The following is a 21,786-nucleotide window of genomic DNA, read 5'->3' as shown; positions in this document are numbered from 1 at the left end:
CCATGTCCCGCGTTACCTTGAGTCGCTATTTGATTGAGCAGACCCGCAGCAACAACACTCCTGCCGATCTGCGCTTTTTGATCGAAGTGGTGGCGCGTGCCTGCAAGGAGATCAGCCACGCCGTGTCCAAAGGCGCCCTGGGTGGTGTTCTGGGCAGCATGGGCACCGAGAACGTGCAAGGCGAAGTGCAGAAGAAGCTCGACGTGATCTCTAACGAGATCCTGCTCGAAGCCAACGAATGGGGCGGTCACCTGGCCGGCATGGCGTCCGAAGAAATGGACAACGCCTACCAGATCCCGGGCAAATACCCGAAAGGCGCGTACCTGCTGGTGTTCGACCCACTGGACGGCTCGTCGAACATCGACATCAATGCCCCGGTCGGCACGATCTTCTCGGTACTGCGTTGCCCGAACGAGTACCTGAGCCAGAACGAGCCGCTGAACGAAAAAGCGTTCCTGCAGCCAGGCACCCAGCAAGTGGCCGCCGGTTACGCCATCTACGGCCCGCAGACCATGCTGGTGCTGACCCTGGGCGACGGCGTCAAAGGCTTCACCCTGGACCGCGAAATGGGCAGCTTCGTACTGACTCACGAAGACATCACCATCCCGGAAACCACCCAGGAATTCGCCATCAACATGTCCAACCAGCGCCACTGGGAAGCCCCGGTGCAGCGCTATGTCGGCGAGCTGCTGGCTGGTGAAGAAGGCCCGTTGAAGAAGAACTACAACATGCGTTGGGTCGCGGCGATGGTTGCCGACGTACACCGCATCTTGACCCGCGGCGGTCTGTTCATGTACCCGCGCGACAGCCGCGAGCCGTCCAAACCGGGCAAGCTGCGCTTGATGTACGAAGCTAACCCGATGTCGTTCCTCGTCGAACAAGCCGGCGGCGCGTCCACCGACGGTCACCAGCGCATTCTCGACATCCAGCCGGAAGGCCTGCACCAGCGCGTTGCAGTGTTCCTCGGTTCGAAAGAAGAAGTCGCCCGCGCCACGGCCTACCACAAGGAATAAACCATGCACGCGCCCTGGCAGCCGTTGCTCGACTGGTGGTTCGGACACGCCGAATCAGCGAACGAAGTGGCGGCCGAAAAGGGCAAGTTGTGGTTCGGCAAGCGAAACAGCCAGGACCTCGAAGCGCAGACGCGTTTCGGGGTCTTTGTCGATCAGGCCCTGGCCGGCGAATTGACTGAGTGGACGCAATGTCCCGAAGGCTGGCTGGCGGTGGTGCTGTTGCTTGATCAACTGCCACGCATGATCTATCGCGACACCCCCAAAGCATTTTCCGGTGATCTGCGCGCACAGAAGCTTGTCGCGCAAGGCATTGCAGCGGATTTTGATCGGCAGTTGAAACCGATTCAGCGTGTGTTCATTTATCTGGTGTTCGAACACTGCGAAAACCTCGCGGTGCAGAATGAAGCCGTTTCCAGATTTATTGAATTGGTGGCTGAACAGCCAGAGTCGGAGCGGGCGGTGTTTGCCGATAACCTGGACTATGCCGAGCGGCATCAGAAGGTGATTGCCCGGTTTGGCCGGTTTCCGCATCGCAATGCGGTGTTGGGGCGGGAGTCTACGGCTGAGGAATTGGAGTTTCTGTCCAGGCCCGGCTCAAGATTCTGAATCTTCAGTGCGGCTTATGCCGCTTTCGCGAGCAGGCTCGCTCCCACAATTGAAATGCATTCCACTGTGGGAGCGAGCCTGCTCGCGAAGAGGCCTGAGGCTGCAGCTTAGATCCTGAAGCTGCCGACCAGATGCTTCAACCGCGCCGCCTGCTGCTCAAGGTCCGAACACGCGCGCAACGTCGCCTGCAAGTTTTCCACGCCTTCCTGATTCAGCGTGTTGATCTCGTTGATATCAACGTTGATCGACTCGACCACAGCAGTCTGCTCTTCAGTCGCGGTGGCCACCGACTGGTTCATGCCGTCGATTTCGCCGATGCGCTGGGTCACGCTGCCCAGACGCTCGCCGGCCTGGTTGGCGATGCCGACGCTGCTTTCGCTCTCGCGTTGGCTCTCGGTCATGATGCTCACCGCCTGGCGTGCGCCGACCTGCAGCTCTTCGATCATCTTCTGCACTTGCTGCGCCGAATCCTGGGTGCGGTGCGCGAGGTTGCGCACCTCGTCGGCGACCACGGCGAAACCGCGTCCGGCCTCACCGGCACGCGCGGCTTCAATGGCGGCGTTGAGTGCGAGCAGGTTGGTCTGCTGGGAAATGCTGGTGATCACTTCGAGAATCTGGCCGATGTTCACCGTGTTGCTGTTCAGCGTTTCGATATTGCCGCAGGAATCGCTGATCTTCGCCGACAGTTGTTGCATGGCGTGGATGGTTTTATCCACCACCTGCTGGCCGTCGACCGCGAGGCTGCGCGCATCGCTGGAATGCTGCGAGGCGAGGGCGGCGTTCTGGGCGATTTCCTGAGCGGCGGCGCCGAGCTGATTGATCGCGGCGGCGACGCTGTTGGTGCGGCTGGCCTGCTGGTCGGAGTTGTACATCGACGAGTTCGAGGCAGCGACCACACGCAGGGCGACTTCGTTGACCTGGCCGGTGGCCGAGGACACTTCGCGGATCGACGTATGAATGCGTTCGACGAAGCGGTTGAACGACGTACCCAATGCGCCGAATTCATCGTTGCCGTGAATCACCAGACGCTTGGTCAGATCGCCTTCGCCTTCAGCGATGTCATGCATCGCACGGCCCATGGTCAGCAGCGGTTGCATCAGCACGCGAATCAGCATGCCGAGCAGGCCGATGATGATCAGCACGGCGATGACCATGGCGATCAGTGCCGAGGTGCGGAATTCGCTGAGCATCGAGAACGCGGTGTCTTTGTCGAGCACCAGCGCCACGTACCAGTCAGCCGACGGCACGCCGTTGACGTGGGTGAAGGAAATCAACTGGGTCTTGCCGTCGAACTCGACTTCTTTCAGGCCCGGGCTGACTTGAGGCGCGCCGTTCGGATAGGCCTCGGCGAGGGACTTGAGCACCAGCTTGCTGTCCGGGTGAATCAGGATCTTGCCTTCGGCGCTGACGATGAACGCATGACCGTGGCCGCCGAAGTTCAGCGAGTTGATGATCGCGCTGACGCTGGTCAGATCGATGTCGGCACCGGCGACGCCGAGCATTTGGCCCTGACGCTGCACCGGGGTGGCGACGGTGATCACCAGTTTGCCCGACGAAGCGGCGATGTACGGTTCGGTGACGATGGTCTGCTGCGCGCTGTTGGCCGCTTTGTACCAACCACGCGCCCGTGGGTCGTAGTCCGGCGCACGGTTGCCGGCCGGCACCGAGAACATCACGCCGTCAGCGCCACCGAAATAGCTGAGCTGGAAATTGCCGGTGTAGGCGGGCAGGTCAATGATGCGCTTGAGGCTGGCGGGCGCGTTGCCGTCGACGGCGACTTGCTGCGACAACGATTGCAGCAGTTGAATGCGGCTTTCCAGCCACGTCTGAATGTTGCTGGTGGTCAGGCTTCCCAGCTCCTGCATGGTCGCTTCGGTGCTGCTGCTCAAGGCCTGACGCTGGCGATAGTCGTTGAAGAAGATGAAACAGGCGAACGCAACGGCCACCACAAGGGCAGCAGCCAGCAGAATCTTGTGGCTGAATTTCATGTTTCTGGTCATCGAATGAACTACCGCGAAGGGGCTGGTCAGGAAAGGGCGGCAATTTGCCATATTCGGCAGCGTTGCGCTGCTCTTATTTCGACCGCGCCGCGCCAAAGATTAGGCGCTTGCAGGGAAAGTCGACGAAATGCTCGACGGCTTCACAAAGTTTTTGATTTACCGACAAAAGCCGGACAGGCGGGCTGATAAATAGGCGTTCGGTCACGGAACCAGATGACACTTTTCTCTTCTAAGCTTCTGGTTGGCACCATGCCATCCCCCCTCGTTCCAGGAGTTTCACCATGTCGCTGCGATCTATCGCCCTGCTGTCGTTTTGCGTGCTGTTGGCCGCATGCAGTAAGGTCAATCAGGAAAACTACTCCAAGCTCTCGGCCGGCATGACCAAGTCCGAAGTGGAAACCCTCCTCGGCAAGCCCACCGATTGCTCGGGCGCGCTCGGTATGTCCAGCTGCACCTGGGGCGACAAGAACAGCTTTATCAGCGTGCAATACGCCGGTGACAAAGTGCTGATGTTTTCCGGCCAAGGCCTGAAGTAAACCGGGGCTTCGCGCCCACGGAGAAAAAAATGAAGCGGTTATTGCTGATCCTTTTTGCTGGCCTGGTACTGGCTGGCTGCGCCACTTCCGGCGTCGACCCGTTGGCGCCCAAGACCGTCAACAGCGTCAATCTCAAGCGTTATCAGGGCACCTGGTATGAACTGGCACGCTTGCCGATGTACTTCCAGCGCCACTGCGCGCAATCCGAAGCCCATTACACCCTCAAGCCTGACGGTAATGTCGGCGTGCTCAACCGTTGCCTGACCCCGGAGTGGCAGTGGGAAGAAGCCAAGGGCACGGCTTATCCACAAGTGCCGGGCAAGACCGACAAGCTCTGGGTCGAATTCGATAACTGGTTCTCGCGCCTGGTGCCGGGTGTGGCGAAGGGCGAGTACTGGGTGTTGTACGTCAGCGACGATTACAAGACCGCCATCGTCGGCGATCCGAGTCGCAAGTACTTGTGGCTGCTGTCACGCACACCGACCGTCAACGGTGTAGTGCGTGAAGAATTGCTGAGCAAGGCGCGTCAGCAGGGTTACGACACCACACGCCTGATCTGGCGGGCGTCGGATCGGCAGATGGCCAAGACATCCAATTAAGCCGCTATACAAATCAAATGTGGGGGCGAGCCTGCTCGCGAAGAGGGTGTATCAGTCGATATGAATGTTGACTGATACACCGCTTTCGCGAGCAGGCTCGCTCCCACAGTTTGGTTTTGGGTCAGCCCAAGAGATCACGCAGGACCTGGGTGAAAGCTCGGGCGCTTTGCTCTTCGCCGGCATGCCGGCCATCACGCACCACCCATTGACCATTGACCAGCACATCGCGCACCTGGCGATCGCCGCCGGCGAACAACCAGCGATTGAGAATCCCGTCCCCCGCAGCCGTCGCCAGATACGGATCGCTACCGTCCAGGACAATCCAGTCCGCGCGCTTGCCCACTTTCAGCGCACCAATCGGTTGCCCCAACGCTTGCGCGCCGCCGTCCAGCGCGGCGTCATATAGTGTGCGACCGACCATCGGCTGCTGCGCGCCATACAAGCGATTGCGCCGCTGGTCACGCAGACGCTGGCCATATTCCAGCCAGCGCAATTCTTCCACCACGCTCAGCGACACATGGCTGTCGGAGCCAATGCCCATGCGCCCGCCCTGGGCAAGAAAGTCCACCGCCGGGAAAATCCCGTCACCCAGATTCGCTTCAGTGGTCAGGCACAGCCCGGCGATCGCGCGACTGTTGGCCATCAGCGTGACTTCTTGCGGATTGGCGTGGGTGGCGTGGACCAGACACCAGCGCTGATCGACTTCAGTGTTCTCGTACAGCCATTGCAGCGGACGACGACCGCTCCAGCTCAGGCAATCGTCGACTTCCTTTTGCTGTTCGGCGATGTGTATGTGCACCGGGCATTGTTTGTCACTGGCCGCCAACACTTCGCTGATTTGTTGTGGCGTCACCGCCCGCAGCGAGTGGAAACACAGGCCCAGCGATTGCGCCTTTTGCTGCGCCAGTAATGGCTGCAACCGCGCTTGCAGATTCAGATAGTTCTCAGTGCTGTTGATAAAGCGACGCTGGCCATCGTTAGGTGTTTGCCCACCGAAACCGGAATGACTGTAGAGCACTGGCAGCAGGGTCAGACCGATGCCGCTTTCGCTGGCGGCCTGGCTGATACGCAAAGCCAGTTCGGCAGGATCGGCATACGGCTGGCCGTTGCTGTCGTGGTGCACATAGTGAAATTCGGCGACCGAGGTGTAACCGGCCTTGAGCATTTCGATGTACAGCTGACGGGCGATGATGCCGAGCTGATCGGGGCTGATTTTTCCGACGAGGCGGTACATCAGATCGCGCCAGGTCCAGAAACTGTCGTTGGGGTTGCCGGCCACTTCGGCCAATCCAGCCATGGCGCGCTGGAAGGCGTGGGAGTGCAGGTTGGGCATACCCGGCAGCAACGGCCCGCGCAGCCGTTCGGCGCCGTCTGCGCTGGAATCGGCCTGGATTCGGGTCAACACGCCATCGGCGCTGACCTCGAGACGTACATTGTTGGCCCATCCGTTAGGCAGCAGTGCGCGTTCGGCAAAGAAGGCGGACATCGTTCGGCACCCCATCGTGTGTTATTTGTATATACATATACAGACGTTTGCCTGCCCGGTAAACTCCGGCAAGCTAGTCACTTTCATCCAATGAACAGGGATCAACCGTGCCGACTCCGCCTCCAGTTTCTCCGTTGGCCGCGAACATGGGCGACAGTCCGGCGCCCTTGTACGCCCGCGTCAAACAGATGATCACCCAGCAGATCGACAGCGGTAATTGGCCGCCGCACTACCGCGTGCCGTCCGAAAGCGAACTGGTCAGCCAGCTCGGCTTCAGCCGCATGACCATCAACCGCGCCCTGCGCGAGATGACCGCCGATGGCCTGCTGGTGCGCATGCAAGGCGTGGGCACGTTTGTCGCCGAACCGAAGAGCCAGTCCGCGCTGTTCGAGGTGCACAACATCGCCGATGAAATCGCCTCGCGCGGCCATCGCCACACTTGCCAGGTCATCACCCTCGAAGAAGAGGCCGCCGGTTCCGAACGCGCGCTGGCGCTGGACATGCGCGAAGGCCAGAAGGTCTTCCACTCGCTGATCGTGCACTACGAAAACGACATTCCGGTGCAAATCGAAGACCGTTTCGTCAACGCTTTGGTCGCGCCGGAATACCTCAAGCAGGATTTCACCCTGCAAACGCCCTATGCCTATCTCAATCAGGTCGCGCCGCTGACCGAGGGCGAGCACGTGGTCGAAGCGATTCTTGCCGAGCCGTCGGAGTGCAAGTTGCTGCAGATCGAAAAGGGCGAGCCGTGTCTGCTGATCCGTCGGCGGACTTGGTCGGGGCGTCAACCGGTGACGGCGGCACGTTTGATTCACCCGGGTTCCCGCCATCGTCTGGAAGGGCGCTTCCACAAATGAATGAAATAAAGGTTCTACGCGCCGAAGGCTACCCGCGCATGCCGTGGAAAAACGGCGGCGGCAGCACCGAGGAAATCACCCGTGATGCCGGCGCTGGCCTGGACGGTTTCGGCTGGCGCCTGTCAATTGCCGACATCGCCGAATCGGGCGGTTTCTCGACATTCGCCGGTTACCAGCGAGTGATCACCGTGTTGCAGGGCGACGGCATGACTCTGTGCGTCGACGGTGACGCTACCCGTCCACTGTTACCCTTGGACCCGTTTGCTTTCAGCGGCGAAAGCCAAGTGTCCTGCACCTTGCTCGGCGGTGCGATTCGCGACTTCAATCTGATCTACGCGCCGCAACGTTACAGCGCGCGATTGCAGTGGCTGGACGGTGAGCAGCGGTTCTTCAGTTCGGCATCGACAGTGCTGGTGTTCAGTGTCAGTGAGCTGATGGACGTGCGTGTTGGCGACGGCGTTTCACAGCTCGGTCGGCATGATTGCCTGCAACTGGACGGCAACAGTGGGCTAGTCGAAGTCTCTACCAACGCCGCATGCTGCGTGATCGAACTCCTCCACAACTGAACACACCCCTGTGGCGAGGGGATTTATCCCCGCTGGGTCGCGAAGCGGCCCCATTCTTGAATAAAAAAGCGGTCTGCTGCGCAGCCCAGCGGGGATAAATCTCCTCGCCACAAAAGCCATCCCCACTCTTGTTTCCCTCCACGCACCAACTTGTTACCGAACGCCCCAGCGTGGCGCAAAACCACGCTGTCGTAGCCAATCCCAACCTCCCCAAAATAACTGCGAAGAAAATTTCATTCACGCCAGAACCCTCGATTCAGGCGCTCTCCAGCCCTACCCCTGATTTTTCCTGAACACTCCTCCAGCAAGTTGGCCGCTTGATTGCATATGCTTGTATGTACAAGTAAAGACGTATGCGTATGAGTCGGTCGAGACTCTCCGCAGCGTCCACTGATTCGCTTGTCGCGCAGCACAGCGCGCAGGCTGCTGCCCACTGCCAGGGTTGGTTTGAATTGATCGCTGAGGAGTCTTTTTCGTGACTGACAATACCCAGAACAGCAACAAGTTTCGTGACGTGCAGATTCGCGCCGCACGCGGTAACACGCTGACCGCCAAGAGCTGGCTGACCGAAGCGCCGCTGCGCATGTTGATGAACAATCTCGACCCGGAAGTCGCCGAGAACCCGAAAGAACTGGTGGTCTATGGTGGCATCGGCCGCGCTGCGCGGAACTGGGAGTGCTACGACAAGATCGTCGAGAGCCTGACTAATCTGAACGACGACGAAACCCTGCTGGTGCAGTCGGGCAAGCCGGTCGGCGTATTCAAGACCCATAGCAACGCGCCGCGCGTGCTGATCGCCAACTCCAACCTGGTGCCGCACTGGGCGAGCTGGGAACACTTCAACGAGCTCGACGCCAAAGGCCTGGCCATGTACGGCCAGATGACCGCCGGCAGCTGGATCTACATCGGTAGCCAGGGCATCGTTCAGGGCACCTATGAAACCTTCGTCGAAGCCGGGCGCCAGCATTACAACGCTGACCTCAAGGGCCGCTGGGTGCTCACCGCCGGCCTCGGTGGCATGGGCGGCGCGCAACCGCTGGCCGCCACCCTGGCCGGCGCCTGCTCGCTGAACATCGAATGCCAGCAGGTCAGCATCGATTTCCGCCTGAAGAGCCGTTACGTCGATGAGCAAGCCAAAGACCTCGACGACGCACTGGCGCGCATCGACAAATACACCAAAGAAGGCAAAGCGATTTCCATCGCGCTGCTCGGCAACGCGGCGGAAATCCTCCCGGAACTGGTCAAGCGTGGTGTGCGCCCGGACATGGTCACCGACCAGACCAGCGCCCACGATCCGCTCAACGGTTACCTGCCGGCCGGCTGGAGCTGGGACGAATACCGCGCCCGCGCCAAGACCGAACCGGCCGCTGTGATCAAAGCCGCCAAGCAGTCGATGGCGGTGCACGTCAAAGCCATGCTGGAGTTCCAGAAGCAAGGCATTCCGACCTTCGACTACGGCAACAACATCCGTCAGATGGCTCAGGAAGAAGGCGTCGAAAACGCTTTCGATTTCCCGGGCTTCGTGCCGGCCTACATCCGTCCGCTGTTCTGCCGTGGCATCGGCCCGTTCCGTTGGGCGGCGCTGTCGGGTGATCCACAGGACATCTACAAAACCGACGCCAAGGTCAAAGAGCTGATCCCGGACGACGCGCATTTGCACAACTGGCTGGACATGGCCCGCGAGCGCATCAGCTTCCAGGGTCTGCCGGCACGTATCTGCTGGGTCGGTCTGGGCCAGCGCGCCAAGCTCGGTCTGGCCTTCAACGAAATGGTCCGTAGCGGTGAGCTGTCGGCACCGGTGGTGATCGGTCGCGATCACCTCGACTCCGGCTCGGTCGCCAGTCCCAACCGCGAAACCGAATCGATGCAGGACGGCTCCGACGCCGTGTCCGATTGGCCGCTGCTCAACGCACTGCTGAACACCGCCAGCGGCGCGACCTGGGTCTCATTGCATCACGGCGGCGGTGTCGGCATGGGCTTCTCGCAACATTCGGGGATGGTGATCGTCTGCGACGGTACCGATGAGGCTGCCGAGCGCATTGCTCGTGTGCTGCATAACGACCCGGCGACTGGCGTCATGCGCCACGCCGATGCCGGTTACCAGATCGCCATCGACTGCGCGAAAGAGCAGGGGCTGAATCTGCCGATGATCACTGGCGGGTAACACGCTCTGGTTTTATGTGGGAGCGAGCCTGCTCGCGAAGGCGTCGTGTCAGTCGCTACTGCTGTGCCTGATACACCGATTCGCGAGCAGGCTCGCTCCCACAGAGGAATTTCAGTGAACCCGAATAGCAATCCACAGAGGTTGAATCATGGCGGTTAACAACGAACGTGCAGGCAGTACTCCGTTGATCGAAAGGCGTTCGATCGACTACATCCCGGAAGCGGAAAGACACGGTCGTCTGTTCAGTCAGTTCACCCTGTGGATGGGCGCCAACCTGCAGATCACTGCGATCGTCACCGGGGCCTTGGCCGTGGTGCTCGGCGGTGATGTGTTCTGGTCGCTGATCGGTCTGTTGATCGGTCAGTTGCTCGGCGGTGGTGTGATGGCGCTGCATGCCGCGCAAGGGCCGAAACTGGGCTTGCCGCAGATGATCTCCAGTCGTGTGCAATTCGGCGTTTATGGCGCGGCGATTCCGATCGTGCTGGTGTGCCTGATGTACCTCGGCTTCACCGCCACCGGAACGGTGCTGTCCGGGCAAGCGCTGGGCCAGTTGTTCGGTGTCAGCGACAGTGTAGGCATCCTGATTTTCGCCAGCGTCATCGTGCTGGTCACGGTGCTTGGCTACCGGGTAATCCACTGGATCGGCCGCGTCGCCAGTGTGATTGGCGTGATCGCTTTCGTGTTCCTGTTCTGGCGGCTGATGAGCCAGACCGACGTTGGTGCGCTCCTGCAGATTCGTCATTTCAGCTTGAGCAGCTTTCTGCTGGCGGTGTCGCTGGCTGCGTCCTGGCAGATCGCTTTCGGCCCGTATGTAGCGGACTACTCGCGTTACCTGCCGAGCGCCACTTCATCGGTGAAAACCTTTTTCGCCGCTGGCGCAGGTTCGGTGATCGGCGCGCAGGTGGCGATGGTTCTCGGTGTATTTGCCGCCGCGTCCGCCAACGGTCAATTCGCTGGCCATGAAGTCGCCTACATCGTCGGACTCGGCGGTACCGGCGCCACTGCCGCACTGCTGTATTTCAGCATCGCGTTCGGCAAGGTGACCATCTCCACTTTGAACTCCTACGGCAGCTTCATGTGCATCGCCACCATCATCAGTGGCTTCAAAGGGCACCTGACGGTTACCCGCATGCAACGGCTGGTGTTCGTGCTGTTCATCGTCGGTGCGGCAACCCTGATTGCCTTGCTCGGACAGCACTCGTTCCTCGGTGCGTTCAAGTCGTTCATCCTGTTTCTGCTCGCCTTCTTCACCCCGTGGAGCGCGATCAATCTGGTCGACTACTACTGCATCACCCGCGAGCGTTACGACGTGCCGGCGCTGGCCGATCCGGACGGTCGCTATGGCCGCTGGAACCTGCTCGGTATCAGCGTCTACGTGTTCGGCGTGCTGGTGCAGTTGCCATTCATCTCGACCAAGTTCTACACCGGCCCACTGGTGGCCGCCCTCGGTGATGTCGACATTTCCTGGATCATCGGTCTGGTTCTCCCGGCCGCCGTCTATTACTTCTGCGCAAAGAAATGGCACAGCGCAGTGCCCGATCGCCTGATTCTGCCGGTCGAGCAGAACAGCACCCTACAAGCAAAAACGAGCGGGGCCGGTCGCGCTGCGGCGCAGGCCTGATCTGGACGTGGACCAGGCTGGATGCCTCTTGAACTGCCGTAAGCCCATTCATGATTAGGAGCGTCACGACAATGAAATCGAACAAGACCCTGCTGACCACATTGCTGTCCATGGGCCTGCTGGCCAGTGCCGGTGCGACGCAAGCCGCCGGCTGGTGCGAATCGGGCAAACCGGTGAAATTCGCCGGGCTGAATTGGGAAAGCGGCATGCTTCTGACCGACGTGCTGCAAGTGGTGCTGGAGAAAGGTTACGGCTGCAAGACCGACAGCCTGCCGGGCAATTCCATCACCATGGAAAACGCCCTGAGCAGCAACGATATTCAAGTGTTCGCCGAAGAGTGGGTCGGCCGTAGCGAGGTTTGGAACAAGGCCGAGAAGGCCGGCAAGGTCGTTGGCGTCGGTGCACCGGTGGTGGGCGCGGTCGAAGGTTGGTACGTGCCGCGTTACGTGATCGAAGGCGACGCCAAGCGCAAGCTCGAGGCGAAAGCCCCGGAGCTGAAAAACATCGCTGATCTGGGCAAGTATTCCGCCGTGTTCAAGGACGCTGAAGAGCCGTCCAAGGGCCGCTTCTATAACTGCCCGGCCGGCTGGACCTGCGAGCTCGACAACAGCGAAATGCTCAAGAGTTATGGCCTGGAAAACAGTTACACCAACTTCCGTCCGGGCACCGGACCTGCGCTGGATGCAGCGGTGCTGTCGAGCTACAAGCGTGGCGAGCCGATCCTCTTCTACTACTGGTCGCCGACTCCGCTGATGGGCCAGATCGATGCAGTCAAACTGGAAGAGAAACCCGGCGTCGACAAGACCGTCAGCATCAAGGTCGGCCTGTCGAAAACCTTCCACGACGAAGCCCCGGAACTGGTCGCCGTGCTGGAAAAGGTCAACCTGCCGATCGACCTGCTCAATCAGAACCTCGGGCGCATGGCCAAGGAACGCATCGAGTCGGCAAAACTGGCGAAAATCTTCCTCAAGGAACATCCTGAAGTCTGGCACGCATGGGTGAGCGACGACGCAGCCAAGAAAATCGACGCGGCCTTGTAGGTCAGGTTTCCCCGGCTGCCAGCCACGGCAGCCGGACGCTTGATCGCAACCCCTTGATTGAGAGTCCCTTATGTTTCCCGAAAGCTTTACCTTTTCCATCGCCGACTGGGTCAACGGTTGGGTCGATTCGCTGGTGACCAACTACGGCGACGTGTTCCGGCATATCTCCGACACGCTGTTGTGGGCCATCGTCAGTCTCGAAGGTTTGCTGCGTGCGGCGCCGTGGTGGTTGATGCTGGCAATCGTCGGTGTCATCGCCTGGCACGCCACGCGCAAAGTCGTGACCACCGCCGTGATTGTCGGTCTGTTGTTTCTGGTGGGCGCGGTCGGCCTCTGGGACAAACTCATGCAGACCCTGGCGCTGATGATGGTCGCGACGATCATTTCGGTGCTGATCGGCATCCCGCTGGGGATTCTCTCGGCGCGCAGCAATCGCCTGCGTTCGGTGCTGATGCCGCTGCTCGACATCATGCAGACCATGCCGAGTTTCGTTTACCTGATTCCGGTGCTGATGCTGTTCGGCCTGGGCAAGGTGCCGGCGATTTTCGCCACGGTGATCTACGCCGCGCCGCCGCTGATTCGCTTGACCGATCTGGGCATTCGCCAGGTCGACGGCGAAGTCATGGAAGCGATCAATGCCTTCGGCGCCAACCGCTGGCAGCAACTGTTCGGTGTGCAACTGCCGCTGGCGCTGCCGAGCATCATGGCCGGGATCAACCAGACGACGATGATGGCCCTGTCGATGGTGGTGATCGCCTCGATGATCGGCGCCCGCGGCCTCGGTGAAGACGTGCTGGTGGGGATTCAGACGCTCAACGTCGGCCGTGGTCTTGAAGCCGGGCTGGCGATCGTGATTCTCGCGGTGGTCATCGACCGCATTACTCAAGCGTACGGTCGGCCACGCCACGAGGTGAGCAAATGAGCAACGCAAGCGTGAGCAAGATCGAAGTGCGCAACGTCTTCAAGATTTTCGGCAACCGCGCCAAGGACGCGCTGGCCATGGTCGGCCAGGGCAAGAGCAAGGACCAGGTGCTCAACGAAACCGGTTGCGTGGTCGGCGTGAACGACTTGTCGCTGAGCATCGGCACCGGTGAAATCTTTGTGATCATGGGCCTGTCCGGCTCGGGCAAATCCACCCTGGTGCGCCACTTCAATCGCCTGATCGATCCTACCAGCGGGGCGATTCTGGTCGATGGCGAGGACATCCTGCAGTACGACATGGACGCCCTGCGCGAATTTCGCCGACACAAGATCAGCATGGTGTTCCAGAGCTTCGGCCTGCTGCCGCACAAAACCGTGCTCGATAACGTCGCCTACGGCCTGAAAGTACGTGGCGAAAGCAAGCAGGTCTGCGCCGAACGCGCGCTGCACTGGATCAACACCGTCGGTCTAAAAGGCTACGAAAACAAATACCCGCACCAGCTCTCCGGCGGCATGCGTCAGCGCGTCGGCCTCGCCCGTGCATTGGCGGCGGACACCGACATCATCCTCATGGACGAAGCGTTCAGTGCGCTGGATCCGTTGATCCGCGCCGAGATGCAGGACCAGTTGCTGGAACTGCAAAAGACCCTGCACAAAACCATCGTCTTCATCACCCACGACCTCGACGAAGCCGTGCGCATTGGCAATCGCATCGCGATTCTCAAGGATGGCCGGTTGATCCAGGTGGGCACGCCAAGAGAGATCCTGCATTCACCGGCCGATGAGTATGTCGACCGGTTCGTGCAGCGGCGGGCGGCGGTGGTCTAAAACTGAGTGGCCTATGTGGTGAGGGGATTTATCCCCGTTGGGTGGCGAAGCCGCCCCAAACCATGCCCGCAAATCTGTCAGACAGACCGCGGTGGCCGGTTTTACGACTGCTTCGCAGCCGAACGGGGATAAATCCCCTCACCACTGGGTTACCTGCATCAACAGAATTGGTATGAGGTTTTAGATGTCCCAGGCTGAAAAAATCGCTATCACAGGCAGCCCTCTGCGTTGGCAGGACGTGGTCGCCGTTGCCCGGCACGGTGCGCCACTGGAACTGTCCAGCGAAACCTGGGCGCGCATCGATAACGCTCAGGCCATCGTCCAGCGCATCGTCGCCAGCGGCGAGCGCGCCTATGGCGTCAACACCGGTCTGGGCGGTCTGTCCAACGTCTCGCTGCAGGACGAACAGCTCAGCCAACTCTCGCGCAACACCTTGCTCAGCCATGCCTGCGGTGTCGGCCCGGTGCTCAGCGACGAGCAGACCCGCGCAATCATCTGCGCTGCGATCCACAACTACAGCCACGGCAAGTCCGGCCTGCATCGGCGTGTGGTCGAAGGGCTGCTGGCGCTGCTCAATCGCGGCATCACCCCGCAGGTGCCGTCGCAGGGTTCGGTGGGTTACCTGACGCACATGGCGCACATCGGCATCGCGCTGCTCGGCGTTGGCAATGTCAGTTATCGCGGGCAGATCATTTCGGCGCAACAGGCGCTGGCCGAAGAGGGCCTGCAACCTGTGCAGCTCGGCGCGAAGGATGGCTTGTGTCTGGTCAACGGCACGCCCTGCATGACCGGCCTCAGTTGCCTGGCGATTGCCGATGCTACGCGGCTGTTGCAATGGGCCGATGTCATTGGTGCGATGAGTTTCGAAGCCCAGCGCGGCCAGATCGATGCCTTCGATGCCGAGATCATTGCGCTCAAGCCGCATCCGGGCATGCAGCAGGTCGGCGAAAATCTGCGTGCATTACTCGATGGCAGCCAAGTGATCGCCGCAAGCAAAGGCGTTCGCACTCAGGACGCGCTGAGCATCCGCTCGATCCCGCAGGTGCATGGCGCCGCGCGTGATCAATTGGAGCACGCAATCAAACAGGTGGAAGCCGAACTAAACGGCTGCACCGACAACCCGTTACTGCTCGGCACACCGGACAATTTCCGGGTGATGTCGCAGGCCAACCCGCACGGTCAATCCGTGGCGATGGCGGCGGATCTGCTGGCGATTGCCATGGCCGAAATCGGCTCGATTGCCGAGCGCCGTCTGGACCGTTTGGTCAATCCGCACGTCAGCGGTCTGCCGGCGTTTCTGGTGGCCAATCCCGGGGTCAACTCGGGGATGATGATCGTGCAATACGTCGCCGCCTCGCTGTGTGCGGAAAACCGTCAATTGGCGCAACCGGCGGTACTCGACAACTACATCACCTCGGGCCTGCAGGAAGATCACCTGAGCATGGGCACCAACGCCGCGCTGAAGCTGCATCGCGCGCTGGAAAACTGCACGCAGATCCTCGCGATTGAATACCTGCTGGCGGCGCAGGCGTTTGAATTCCTCAAGGAACAGCGCTTTGGCGTGGGCACTGACCGCGCGTGGAAACTGCTGCGCGAAACGGTCCCCGCCTACGATCAGGATCGCTGGCTGGCGCCGGATATCGCTGCCGCTGCGACCGTGCTGAAAGACCCGAATCTGCCGCACAACGTTCTACCGAATTTGCACTGACAACTACCCATACCAGCGTGCCAAGGCGTGGATCGTTCACAAGACGAGAAACGACGGATAACGGAATGCTCCGGAGCGACTGGTAGTTAATAACAATGCCTGACAGGAGCATTTTAATGACTGCGCTGAATCTGATCCCCGGCCAACTGAGCCTGGCCCAACTGCGTGACGTCTATCAGAACCCGGTCACACTGACCCTCGACAACAGCGCCAGCGCGCAGATCGAGGCCAGCGTCGCCTGCGTCGAACAGATCCTCGCCGAGAACCGCACCGCCTACGGCATCAACACCGGTTTCGGCCTGCTGGCCTCGACGCGCATCGCCAGCGAAGACCTGGAGAACCTGCAGCGTTCGCTGGTGCTCTCGCACGCTGCCGGCGTCGGCCAGCCGATCAGCGATGACCTTGTGCGACTGATCATGGTGCTCAAGGTCAACAGTCTCAGCCGTGGTTTTTCCGGCATCCGTCGGCAGGTGATCGATGCGCTGATCGCGCTGATCAATGCCGAGGTCTATCCGCACATTCCGCTGAAAGGTTCGGTCGGTGCGTCGGGGGATCTGGCGCCGTTGGCGCACATGTCGCTGGTGCTGCTGGGCGAGGGCAAGGCGCGCTACAAGGGCGAATGGCTTGAAGCCACCGAAGCACTGAAAGTCGCAGGCCTGGCGCCGCTGACTTTAGCGGCTAAAGAAGGTCTGGCGCTGCTCAACGGTACCCAGGTTTCCACAGCGTTTGCCCTGCGCGGCCTGTTCGAAGGCGAAGATCTGTTTGCCGGTGCAGTGGCGCTGGGCAGTCTCACCGTAGAAGCCGTGCTCGGTTCGCGCTCGCCGTTCGACGCGCGCATTCATGCCGCGCGTGGGCAGAGAGGGCAGATCGATGCCGCTGCGGCCTACCGCGATCTGCTCGGTGAGCGCAGCGAAGTCTCCGCCTCGCATCAGAACTGCGACAAGGTCCAGGACCCGTATTCGCTGCGCTGCCAGCCGCAAGTCATGGGCGCCTGCCTGACCCAGTTCCGCCAGGCCGCTGAAGTGCTGGCGGTCGAAGCCAACGCGGTTTCCGACAACCCCTTGGTCTTCGCCGCTGAAGGCGACGTGATTTCCGGCGGCAACTTCCACGCCGAACCGGTAGCCATGGCCGCTGACAACATGGCCCTGGCCATCGCTGAAATCGGCTCGCTGAGCGAACGCCGCATCTCGCTGATGATGGACAAGCACATGTCGCAACTGCCGCCGTTCCTGGTGGCCAATGGCGGGGTGAACTCCGGTTTCATGATCGCCCAGGTCACCGCTGCGGCGCTGGCCAGCGAAAACAAGGCGTTGTCCCACCCGCATTCGGTGGACAGCCTGCCGACCTCGGCCAACCAGGAAGACCACGTGTCGATGGCCCCGGCGGCAGGCAAGCGCCTGTGGGAAATGGCTGAGAACACTCGCGGCATTCTCGCCGTGGAGTGGCTGGCGGCAGTGCAGGGCCTGGATCTGCGCAACGGCCTGAAGACTTCGCCGAAGCTGGAACAGGCGCGGGCGATCTTGCGCAAGGAAGTGCCGTTCTATGAGAAGGACCGCTTCTTTGCGCCGGACATCAATGCGGCGACTGAATTGCTGGCGTCGCGGTGCTTGACCGAGCTTGTTGCTGGGCAGTTGTTGCCTAGTTTGTAAGCGCTTTACGGGGAGATTTGTATTGTTAGTTAAATCGATCCCCCTCACCCCAGCCCTCTCCCCCAAGGGGGAGAGGGGGAAGGGAGCCGATCTTCATTGTTTTCGCAACGTGAGTTCGGCTGAGAAATTTCAGGTCGGCATATCTCGACAGAACAACACGGTCAGTCCCCTCTCCCTTTGGGAGAGGGCTAGGGTGAGGGGCTTTTGAGGCTGCTCACCATACAAACCCAAACGGAGGCCAACAGTGAAAACCCTCTGGCAACACTGCCACGTCGCAACCATGGCCAACGGCGCCTATTCGATCATCGAGGATGCCGCGATCGTGACGTCCGGCACGCTGATCGAGTGGATTGGCCCACGCACTCAATTGCCATCCGGCGAATACCCGGCGGTCAATGATTTGCAGGGTGCGTGGGTCACCCCCGGTCTGATCGACTGCCACACCCACACCGTGTTCGGCGGCAACCGCAGCGGCGAATTCGAGCAGCGCCTGCAAGGCGTCAGCTATGCCGAGATCGCCGCGCAGGGCGGCGGCATCGCCAGCACCGTGCGCGCCACTCGCGAAGCCACTGAGCACGAGTTGTTCGCCAGCGCCGCCAAACGCCTGAAAAGCCTGATGCGCGACGGCGTGACCACGGTGGAAATGAAATCCGGCTACGGTCTCGATCTGGCCAACGAGCGCAAGCTGCTGCGGGTCATCCGGCGCTTGGCCGAAGAGCTGCCGATCAGCGTGCGCAGCACTTGCCTGGCGGCGCACGCGTTGCCACCGGAGTACAAGGATCGCGCCGACGATTACATCGATCTGGTCTGCGAGCAGATGCTTCCGGCCCTCGCCGCCGAAGGTTTGGTCGATGCCGTGGATGCGTTCTGCGAATACCTGGCGTTTTCGCCGGAGCAGGTCGAGCGGGTCTTCGTCGCCGCGCAACAACTCGGACTGCCGGTGAAGCTGCACGCCGAGCAATTGTCCTCGCTGCACGGCTCCAGCCTCGCCGCACGCTACAAAGCCTTGTCCGCCGATCACCTGGAGTTCATGGACGAGGACGACGCGATCGCCATGGCCGCTGCCGACACCGTCGCCGTGCTGCTACCCGGCGCGTTCTATTTCCTGCGCGAAACCCAGTTGCCGCCGATGGAAGCGCTGCGCAAGCACAAGGTGAAGATCGCCATCGCCAGCGACCTCAACCCCGGCACCTCGCCAGCGCTGTCGTTGCGCCTGATGCTGAACATGGCCTGCACCTGTTTCCGCATGACCCCGGAAGAAGCTCTGGCCGGGGCGACCATCCATGCCGCGCAGGCGTTGGGCATGGCCGATACCCACGGCTCGCTGGAGGTCGGCAAGGTCGCTGATTTCGTGGCGTGGGACATCGAGCGTCCGGCGGATCTGGCCTATTGGCTCGGTGGCGATCTGGACAAGCGCGTCGTGCGTCACGGCGTCGAATCGAATTTCTAGGAGGGCGGTTGTGGACAAGGTTCTGAGTTTCAAACAAGGTCGCGTGCCGCTGCTGATCAGCATGCCCCATGCGGGTGTGCGTCTGACCCCAACGGTCGAGGCCGGGCTGATCCCCGCTGCGAGAAGCCTGCCGGACACCGACTGGCATATTCCGCTGCTCTACGATTTTGCCGAGGAACTGGGCGCCAGCACCCTGGCTGCCGAGTATTCGCGTTTCGTCATCGACCTCAACCGGCCGTCCGACGACAAGCCGTTGTATGCCGGGGCGACCACCGGGTTGTATCCGGCGACGTTGTTCGACGGCATTCCGTTGTTTCAGGAAGGTCTGGAACCGTCGAAAGAGGAGCGCGCAACATACCTGGAGCAGATCTGGACGCCGTACCACCGCACCTTGCAGGAGGAACTGGCGCGACTGAAAGCCGAATTCGGTTACGCGCTGTTGTTCGATGCGCACTCGATCCGCTCGCTCATCCCGCACCTGTTCGAGGGCAAACTGCCGGACTTCAACCTTGGCACGTTCAATGGCGCCAGTTGTGATCCGCAACTGGCTGCTGAACTGGAAGTGATCTGCGCGCGGCACGAGCAGTTTACTCATGTGCTCAACGGTCGCTTCAAAGGCGGGCACATCACCCGCCAGTACGGCGATCCGGCGCAGAACATCCACGCCGTGCAGCTGGAACTGTGCCAGTCCACCTACATGGAAGAGTTCGAACCGTTCCGCTACCGCGCCGATCTGGCCGAACCGACGCGGGTGGTGCTCAGGGAATTGCTGCAGGGCTATCTGGCCTGGGCAAAATCTCACTACAGCGCCTAACCCCTGTGGGAGCGAGCCTGCTCGCGAAGGCGTCCGTTTGATCGTTCCCACGCTCTGCGTGGGAATGCAGCCCGTGACGCTCCGCGTCACTGGACGCGGAGCGTCCCAAGAGGCGTTCCCACGCAGAGCGTGGGAACGATCAGGCCCCGGAGCATGCTCATTGACGCAAATCGGGTTTATGATGCCCAACGGCAGAATAATACGAGTCCCCCCAGGGATGACCTCGACCCCTTACGGAGCGCGCAATGCAGACTTTGTTTCCGCAGATCAAACCCCACGCCCGGCACGATCTGGCTGTCGATGACACCCATACGCTGTACGTCGATGAAAGCGGCTCGCCGGAAGGATTGCCGGTCGTATTCATCCACGGTGGCCCCGGCGCCGGCTGCGACGCCCAGAGCCGACGCTATTTCGATCCGAATCTGTATCGCATCGTCACCTTCGACCAGCGCGGCTGCGGTCGCTCCACCCCGCACGCCAGCCTGGAAAACAACACCACCTGGGATCTGGTCGAAGACCTTGAGCGCATCCGCAAACACCTGGGCATTGAAAAATGGGTGCTGTTCGGCGGCTCCTGGGGTTCGACCCTGGCCCTGGCCTACGCGCAAACCCACCCGGAGCGCGTGCACGGTCTGATTCTGCGCGGGATTTTCCTCTGCCGTCCGCAGGAAATCGAATGGTTCTATCAGGCCGGCGCCAGCCGTCTATTCCCGGATTACTGGCAGGACTACATCGCGCCGATCCCGCTGGACGAGCGCGACGACCTGCTCAGTGCTTTCCACAAACGCCTGACCGGCAACGACCAGATCGCCCAGATGCATGCAGCGAAGGCGTGGTCGACCTGGGAAGGGCGTACCGCGACCCTGCGGCCGAACCCGCTGGTGGTCGATCGTTTCTCCGAGCCGCAGCGCGCGCTGTCGATCGCGCGGATCGAATGCCACTACTTCACCAACAACGCCTTCCTTGAGCCGAACCAGCTGATCCGCGACATGGGCAAGATCGCTCATCTGCCCGGCGTGATCATTCACGGTCGCTACGACGTGATCTGCCCGCTCGACAACGCCTGGGAATTGCACCAGGCCTGGCCGAACAGCGAATTGCAGGTGATCCGCGACGCCGGCCACGCCGCGTCCGAGCCAGGCATCACCGATGCGCTGGTGCGCGCGGCGAGCAAAATGGCCCAGCGCCTGCTCGACTTGCCACTCGAAGAAGCATGAAGGCGCTGTTACAACGCGTAAGCGGCGCGCGGGTTGAAGTCACTGGCGAGGTAGTCGGCGCAATCGATCAGGGTTTGCTCGTGCTGGTCGCGGTAGAACCCGACGATACGCGTACCAGCGCCGACAAACTTCTGCATAAGCTGCTTAACTATCGAGTATTCAGTGACGCCCAGGGCAAGATGAATCTGTCCCTGGCGGATGTGGGTGGCGGGTTGCTGCTGGTCTCTCAGTTCACCCTCGCTGCCGATACCAAAAGCGGCCTGCGCCCGAGCTTTTCCACGGCCGCACCGCCGGCACTGGGTGAGGAATTGTTCGACTATTTATTGAGCCAGGCGAAACAGGTGCATGGCAGTGTGGCATCAGGTAGATTCGGCGCCGATATGCAGGTGCACCTGGTCAACGATGGCCCGGTTACCTTTTTGTTACAGACCTGACAGTGCCTGAAACACCTTTTTCGGAAATTTCGACTGTTTTTAGGCTGTTTTCGCGATAAATACTTTGTTACCCCTGATGCGTTGTCATCCGGGCTACTAGATAATCGCGCGCTGCGGGGATCGACATTCGTTGATCCGTTTTGACTTAGGTAGAGACTTGTCTGGATCCGATTGGGGAATCATTTTGCCCCGGCGGAGTCGGAACAATGCTCGCCAACCTGGCATAAAGATAGCTGGCCGTTGGTTTATTGATCTGTTTTCGGCGAGGGTTGCTCGT

General features: G+C 60.8%; 19 protein-coding genes and 1 pseudogene. 17 read left to right on the top strand and 3 right to left on the bottom strand.

Features of this window, described 5'->3' with window-relative positions; all coding sequences use genetic code 11:
• Positions 1–2: 2 nt before the first annotated feature.
• Positions 3–1,013, top strand: a complete 1,011-nt coding sequence (locus tag AB4N48_RS22685; RefSeq protein ID WP_016772098.1) for a class 1 fructose-bisphosphatase — start codon at positions 3–5, stop codon at positions 1,011–1,013.
• 3 nt (positions 1,014–1,016) lie between these two features.
• Positions 1,017–1,619 (top strand): DUF924 family protein, encoded by a 603-nt coding sequence (locus AB4N48_RS22680; RefSeq protein WP_056787260.1) that lies wholly within the window; start codon positions 1,017–1,019, stop codon positions 1,617–1,619.
• A gap of 107 nt (positions 1,620–1,726) precedes the next feature.
• Here AB4N48_RS22680 and AB4N48_RS22675 read toward each other — a convergent pair whose 3' ends face one another.
• Both AB4N48_RS22675 and AB4N48_RS22670 read right to left on the bottom strand, forming a co-directional pair.
• The gene (locus AB4N48_RS22675) at positions 1,727–2,491 is read right to left on the bottom strand and encodes a methyl-accepting chemotaxis protein (RefSeq protein WP_371915145.1); all 765 of its coding nucleotides are present in this window, start codon (positions 2,489–2,491) and stop codon (positions 1,727–1,729) included.
• A 141-nt stretch (positions 2,492–2,632) separates the two neighbouring features.
• Positions 2,633–3,484: pseudogene (locus AB4N48_RS22670) on the bottom strand (cache domain-containing protein); the annotation flags it as partial.
• A 416-nt stretch (positions 3,485–3,900) separates the two neighbouring features.
• Between AB4N48_RS22670 and bamE the strand changes: the two are divergent.
• Entirely contained in the window at positions 3,901–4,155 is a 255-nt protein-coding gene (gene bamE / locus AB4N48_RS22665) for an outer membrane protein assembly factor BamE domain-containing protein (protein WP_315434795.1), read from the top strand.
• Between the two features lie 29 nt (positions 4,156–4,184).
• Positions 4,185–4,754: a lipocalin family protein gene (locus AB4N48_RS22660; protein WP_016772094.1), complete on the top strand. Its 570-nt coding sequence runs from the start codon at positions 4,185–4,187 to the stop codon at positions 4,752–4,754.
• A gap of 121 nt (positions 4,755–4,875) precedes the next feature.
• Here the strand turns inward: AB4N48_RS22660 and AB4N48_RS22655 are convergent, their stop codons facing one another.
• On the bottom strand, positions 4,876–6,240 hold the full coding sequence (locus AB4N48_RS22655; protein WP_460094346.1) for a formimidoylglutamate deiminase: 1,365 nt from the start codon (positions 6,238–6,240) through the stop codon (positions 4,876–4,878).
• Positions 6,241–6,386: 146 nt separating this feature from the next.
• Between AB4N48_RS22655 and hutC the strand changes: the two genes are divergently transcribed.
• The 13 genes from hutC to dtd all read left to right on the top strand — a co-directional run bounded on the left by hutC (position 6,387) and on the right by dtd (position 21,509).
• Complete coding sequence (gene hutC / locus AB4N48_RS22650; RefSeq protein ID WP_162803449.1) at positions 6,387–7,097, top strand: histidine utilization repressor; 711 nt, start codon at positions 6,387–6,389, stop codon at positions 7,095–7,097.
• Positions 7,094–7,663 carry a HutD/Ves family protein gene (locus tag AB4N48_RS22645; protein ID WP_460094345.1) on the top strand — a complete coding sequence of 190 codons (570 nt, stop codon included), beginning with the start codon at positions 7,094–7,096 and terminating at the stop codon, positions 7,661–7,663. The genes hutC and AB4N48_RS22645 overlap by 4 nt, the downstream gene beginning before the upstream one ends.
• A 475-nt stretch (positions 7,664–8,138) precedes the next feature.
• Positions 8,139–9,827, top strand: a complete 1,689-nt coding sequence (gene hutU, locus AB4N48_RS22640) for a urocanate hydratase (protein WP_016772090.1) — start codon at positions 8,139–8,141, stop codon at positions 9,825–9,827.
• A 148-nt stretch (positions 9,828–9,975) separates the two neighbouring features.
• Entirely contained in the window at positions 9,976–11,448 is a 1,473-nt protein-coding gene (locus tag AB4N48_RS22635; protein WP_256808466.1) for a purine-cytosine permease family protein, read from the top strand.
• 71 nt (positions 11,449–11,519) lie between these two features.
• Complete coding sequence (locus AB4N48_RS22630; RefSeq protein WP_460094343.1) at positions 11,520–12,488, top strand: ABC transporter substrate-binding protein; 969 nt, start codon at positions 11,520–11,522, stop codon at positions 12,486–12,488.
• Between the two features lie 70 nt (positions 12,489–12,558).
• Positions 12,559–13,410, top strand: a complete 852-nt coding sequence (locus AB4N48_RS22625) for an ABC transporter permease (RefSeq protein ID WP_016772087.1) — start codon at positions 12,559–12,561, stop codon at positions 13,408–13,410.
• Positions 13,407–14,237 (top strand): quaternary amine ABC transporter ATP-binding protein, encoded by an 831-nt coding sequence (locus AB4N48_RS22620; RefSeq protein ID WP_016772086.1) that lies wholly within the window; start codon positions 13,407–13,409, stop codon positions 14,235–14,237. Before AB4N48_RS22625 ends, AB4N48_RS22620 begins: the two co-directional genes overlap by 4 nt.
• A 184-nt stretch (positions 14,238–14,421) precedes the next feature.
• On the top strand, positions 14,422–15,945 hold the full coding sequence (hutH, locus tag AB4N48_RS22615; RefSeq protein ID WP_460094342.1) for a histidine ammonia-lyase: 1,524 nt from the start codon (positions 14,422–14,424) through the stop codon (positions 15,943–15,945).
• 116 nt (positions 15,946–16,061) lie between these two features.
• Positions 16,062–17,594, top strand: coding sequence for a histidine ammonia-lyase (gene hutH, locus AB4N48_RS22610; protein WP_056787278.1), 1,533 nt, complete (start codon positions 16,062–16,064; stop codon positions 17,592–17,594).
• A gap of 244 nt (positions 17,595–17,838) precedes the next feature.
• The gene (gene hutI, locus AB4N48_RS22605; protein WP_460094341.1) at positions 17,839–19,044 is read left to right on the top strand and encodes an imidazolonepropionase; all 1,206 of its coding nucleotides are present in this window, start codon (positions 17,839–17,841) and stop codon (positions 19,042–19,044) included.
• A gap of 10 nt (positions 19,045–19,054) precedes the next feature.
• The gene (gene hutG / locus AB4N48_RS22600; protein ID WP_460094340.1) at positions 19,055–19,858 is read left to right on the top strand and encodes an N-formylglutamate deformylase; all 804 of its coding nucleotides are present in this window, start codon (positions 19,055–19,057) and stop codon (positions 19,856–19,858) included.
• A gap of 245 nt (positions 19,859–20,103) precedes the next feature.
• Positions 20,104–21,075 (top strand): prolyl aminopeptidase, encoded by a 972-nt coding sequence (pip, locus tag AB4N48_RS22595; RefSeq protein WP_056787286.1) that lies wholly within the window; start codon positions 20,104–20,106, stop codon positions 21,073–21,075.
• The gene (gene dtd, locus AB4N48_RS22590) at positions 21,072–21,509 is read left to right on the top strand and encodes a D-aminoacyl-tRNA deacylase (protein WP_460094338.1); all 438 of its coding nucleotides are present in this window, start codon (positions 21,072–21,074) and stop codon (positions 21,507–21,509) included. Before pip ends, dtd begins: the two co-directional genes overlap by 4 nt.
• Positions 21,510–21,786: the final 277 nt, after the last annotated feature.

The organism is Pseudomonas sp. S2_C11 (assembly GCF_054668395.1).
This window is presented reverse-complemented; position numbering and strand designations above follow the sequence as displayed.

Bases quoted from the DNA above. Each gene is read 5' to 3' on its own strand.
- AB4N48_RS22685 (WP_016772098.1), top strand. From the start codon at position 3: ATGTCCCGCGTTACCTTGAGTCGCTATTTGATTGAGCAGACCCGCAGC.
- hutH (WP_460094342.1), top strand. From the start codon at position 14,422: ATGTCCCAGGCTGAAAAAATCGCTATCACAGGCAGCCCTCTGCGTTGG.
- bamE (WP_315434795.1), top strand. From the start codon at position 3,901: ATGTCGCTGCGATCTATCGCCCTGCTGTCGTTTTGCGTGCTGTTGGCC.
- hutH (WP_056787278.1), top strand. From the start codon at position 16,062: ATGACTGCGCTGAATCTGATCCCCGGCCAACTGAGCCTGGCCCAACTG.
- AB4N48_RS22620 (WP_016772086.1), top strand. From the start codon at position 13,407: ATGAGCAACGCAAGCGTGAGCAAGATCGAAGTGCGCAACGTCTTCAAG.
- AB4N48_RS22680 (WP_056787260.1), top strand. From the start codon at position 1,017: ATGCACGCGCCCTGGCAGCCGTTGCTCGACTGGTGGTTCGGACACGCC.
- AB4N48_RS22655 (WP_460094346.1), bottom strand. From the start codon at position 6,240: ATGTCCGCCTTCTTTGCCGAACGCGCACTGCTGCCTAACGGATGGGCC.
- AB4N48_RS22635 (WP_256808466.1), top strand. From the start codon at position 9,976: ATGGCGGTTAACAACGAACGTGCAGGCAGTACTCCGTTGATCGAAAGG.
- AB4N48_RS22645 (WP_460094345.1), top strand. From the start codon at position 7,094: ATGAATGAAATAAAGGTTCTACGCGCCGAAGGCTACCCGCGCATGCCG.
- AB4N48_RS22675 (WP_371915145.1), bottom strand. From the start codon at position 2,491: ATGTACAACTCCGACCAGCAGGCCAGCCGCACCAACAGCGTCGCCGCC.
- dtd (WP_460094338.1), top strand. From the start codon at position 21,072: ATGAAGGCGCTGTTACAACGCGTAAGCGGCGCGCGGGTTGAAGTCACT.
- pip (WP_056787286.1), top strand. From the start codon at position 20,104: ATGCAGACTTTGTTTCCGCAGATCAAACCCCACGCCCGGCACGATCTG.
- AB4N48_RS22625 (WP_016772087.1), top strand. From the start codon at position 12,559: ATGTTTCCCGAAAGCTTTACCTTTTCCATCGCCGACTGGGTCAACGGT.
- AB4N48_RS22660 (WP_016772094.1), top strand. From the start codon at position 4,185: ATGAAGCGGTTATTGCTGATCCTTTTTGCTGGCCTGGTACTGGCTGGC.
- AB4N48_RS22630 (WP_460094343.1), top strand. From the start codon at position 11,520: ATGAAATCGAACAAGACCCTGCTGACCACATTGCTGTCCATGGGCCTG.
- hutC (WP_162803449.1), top strand. From the start codon at position 6,387: ATGGGCGACAGTCCGGCGCCCTTGTACGCCCGCGTCAAACAGATGATC.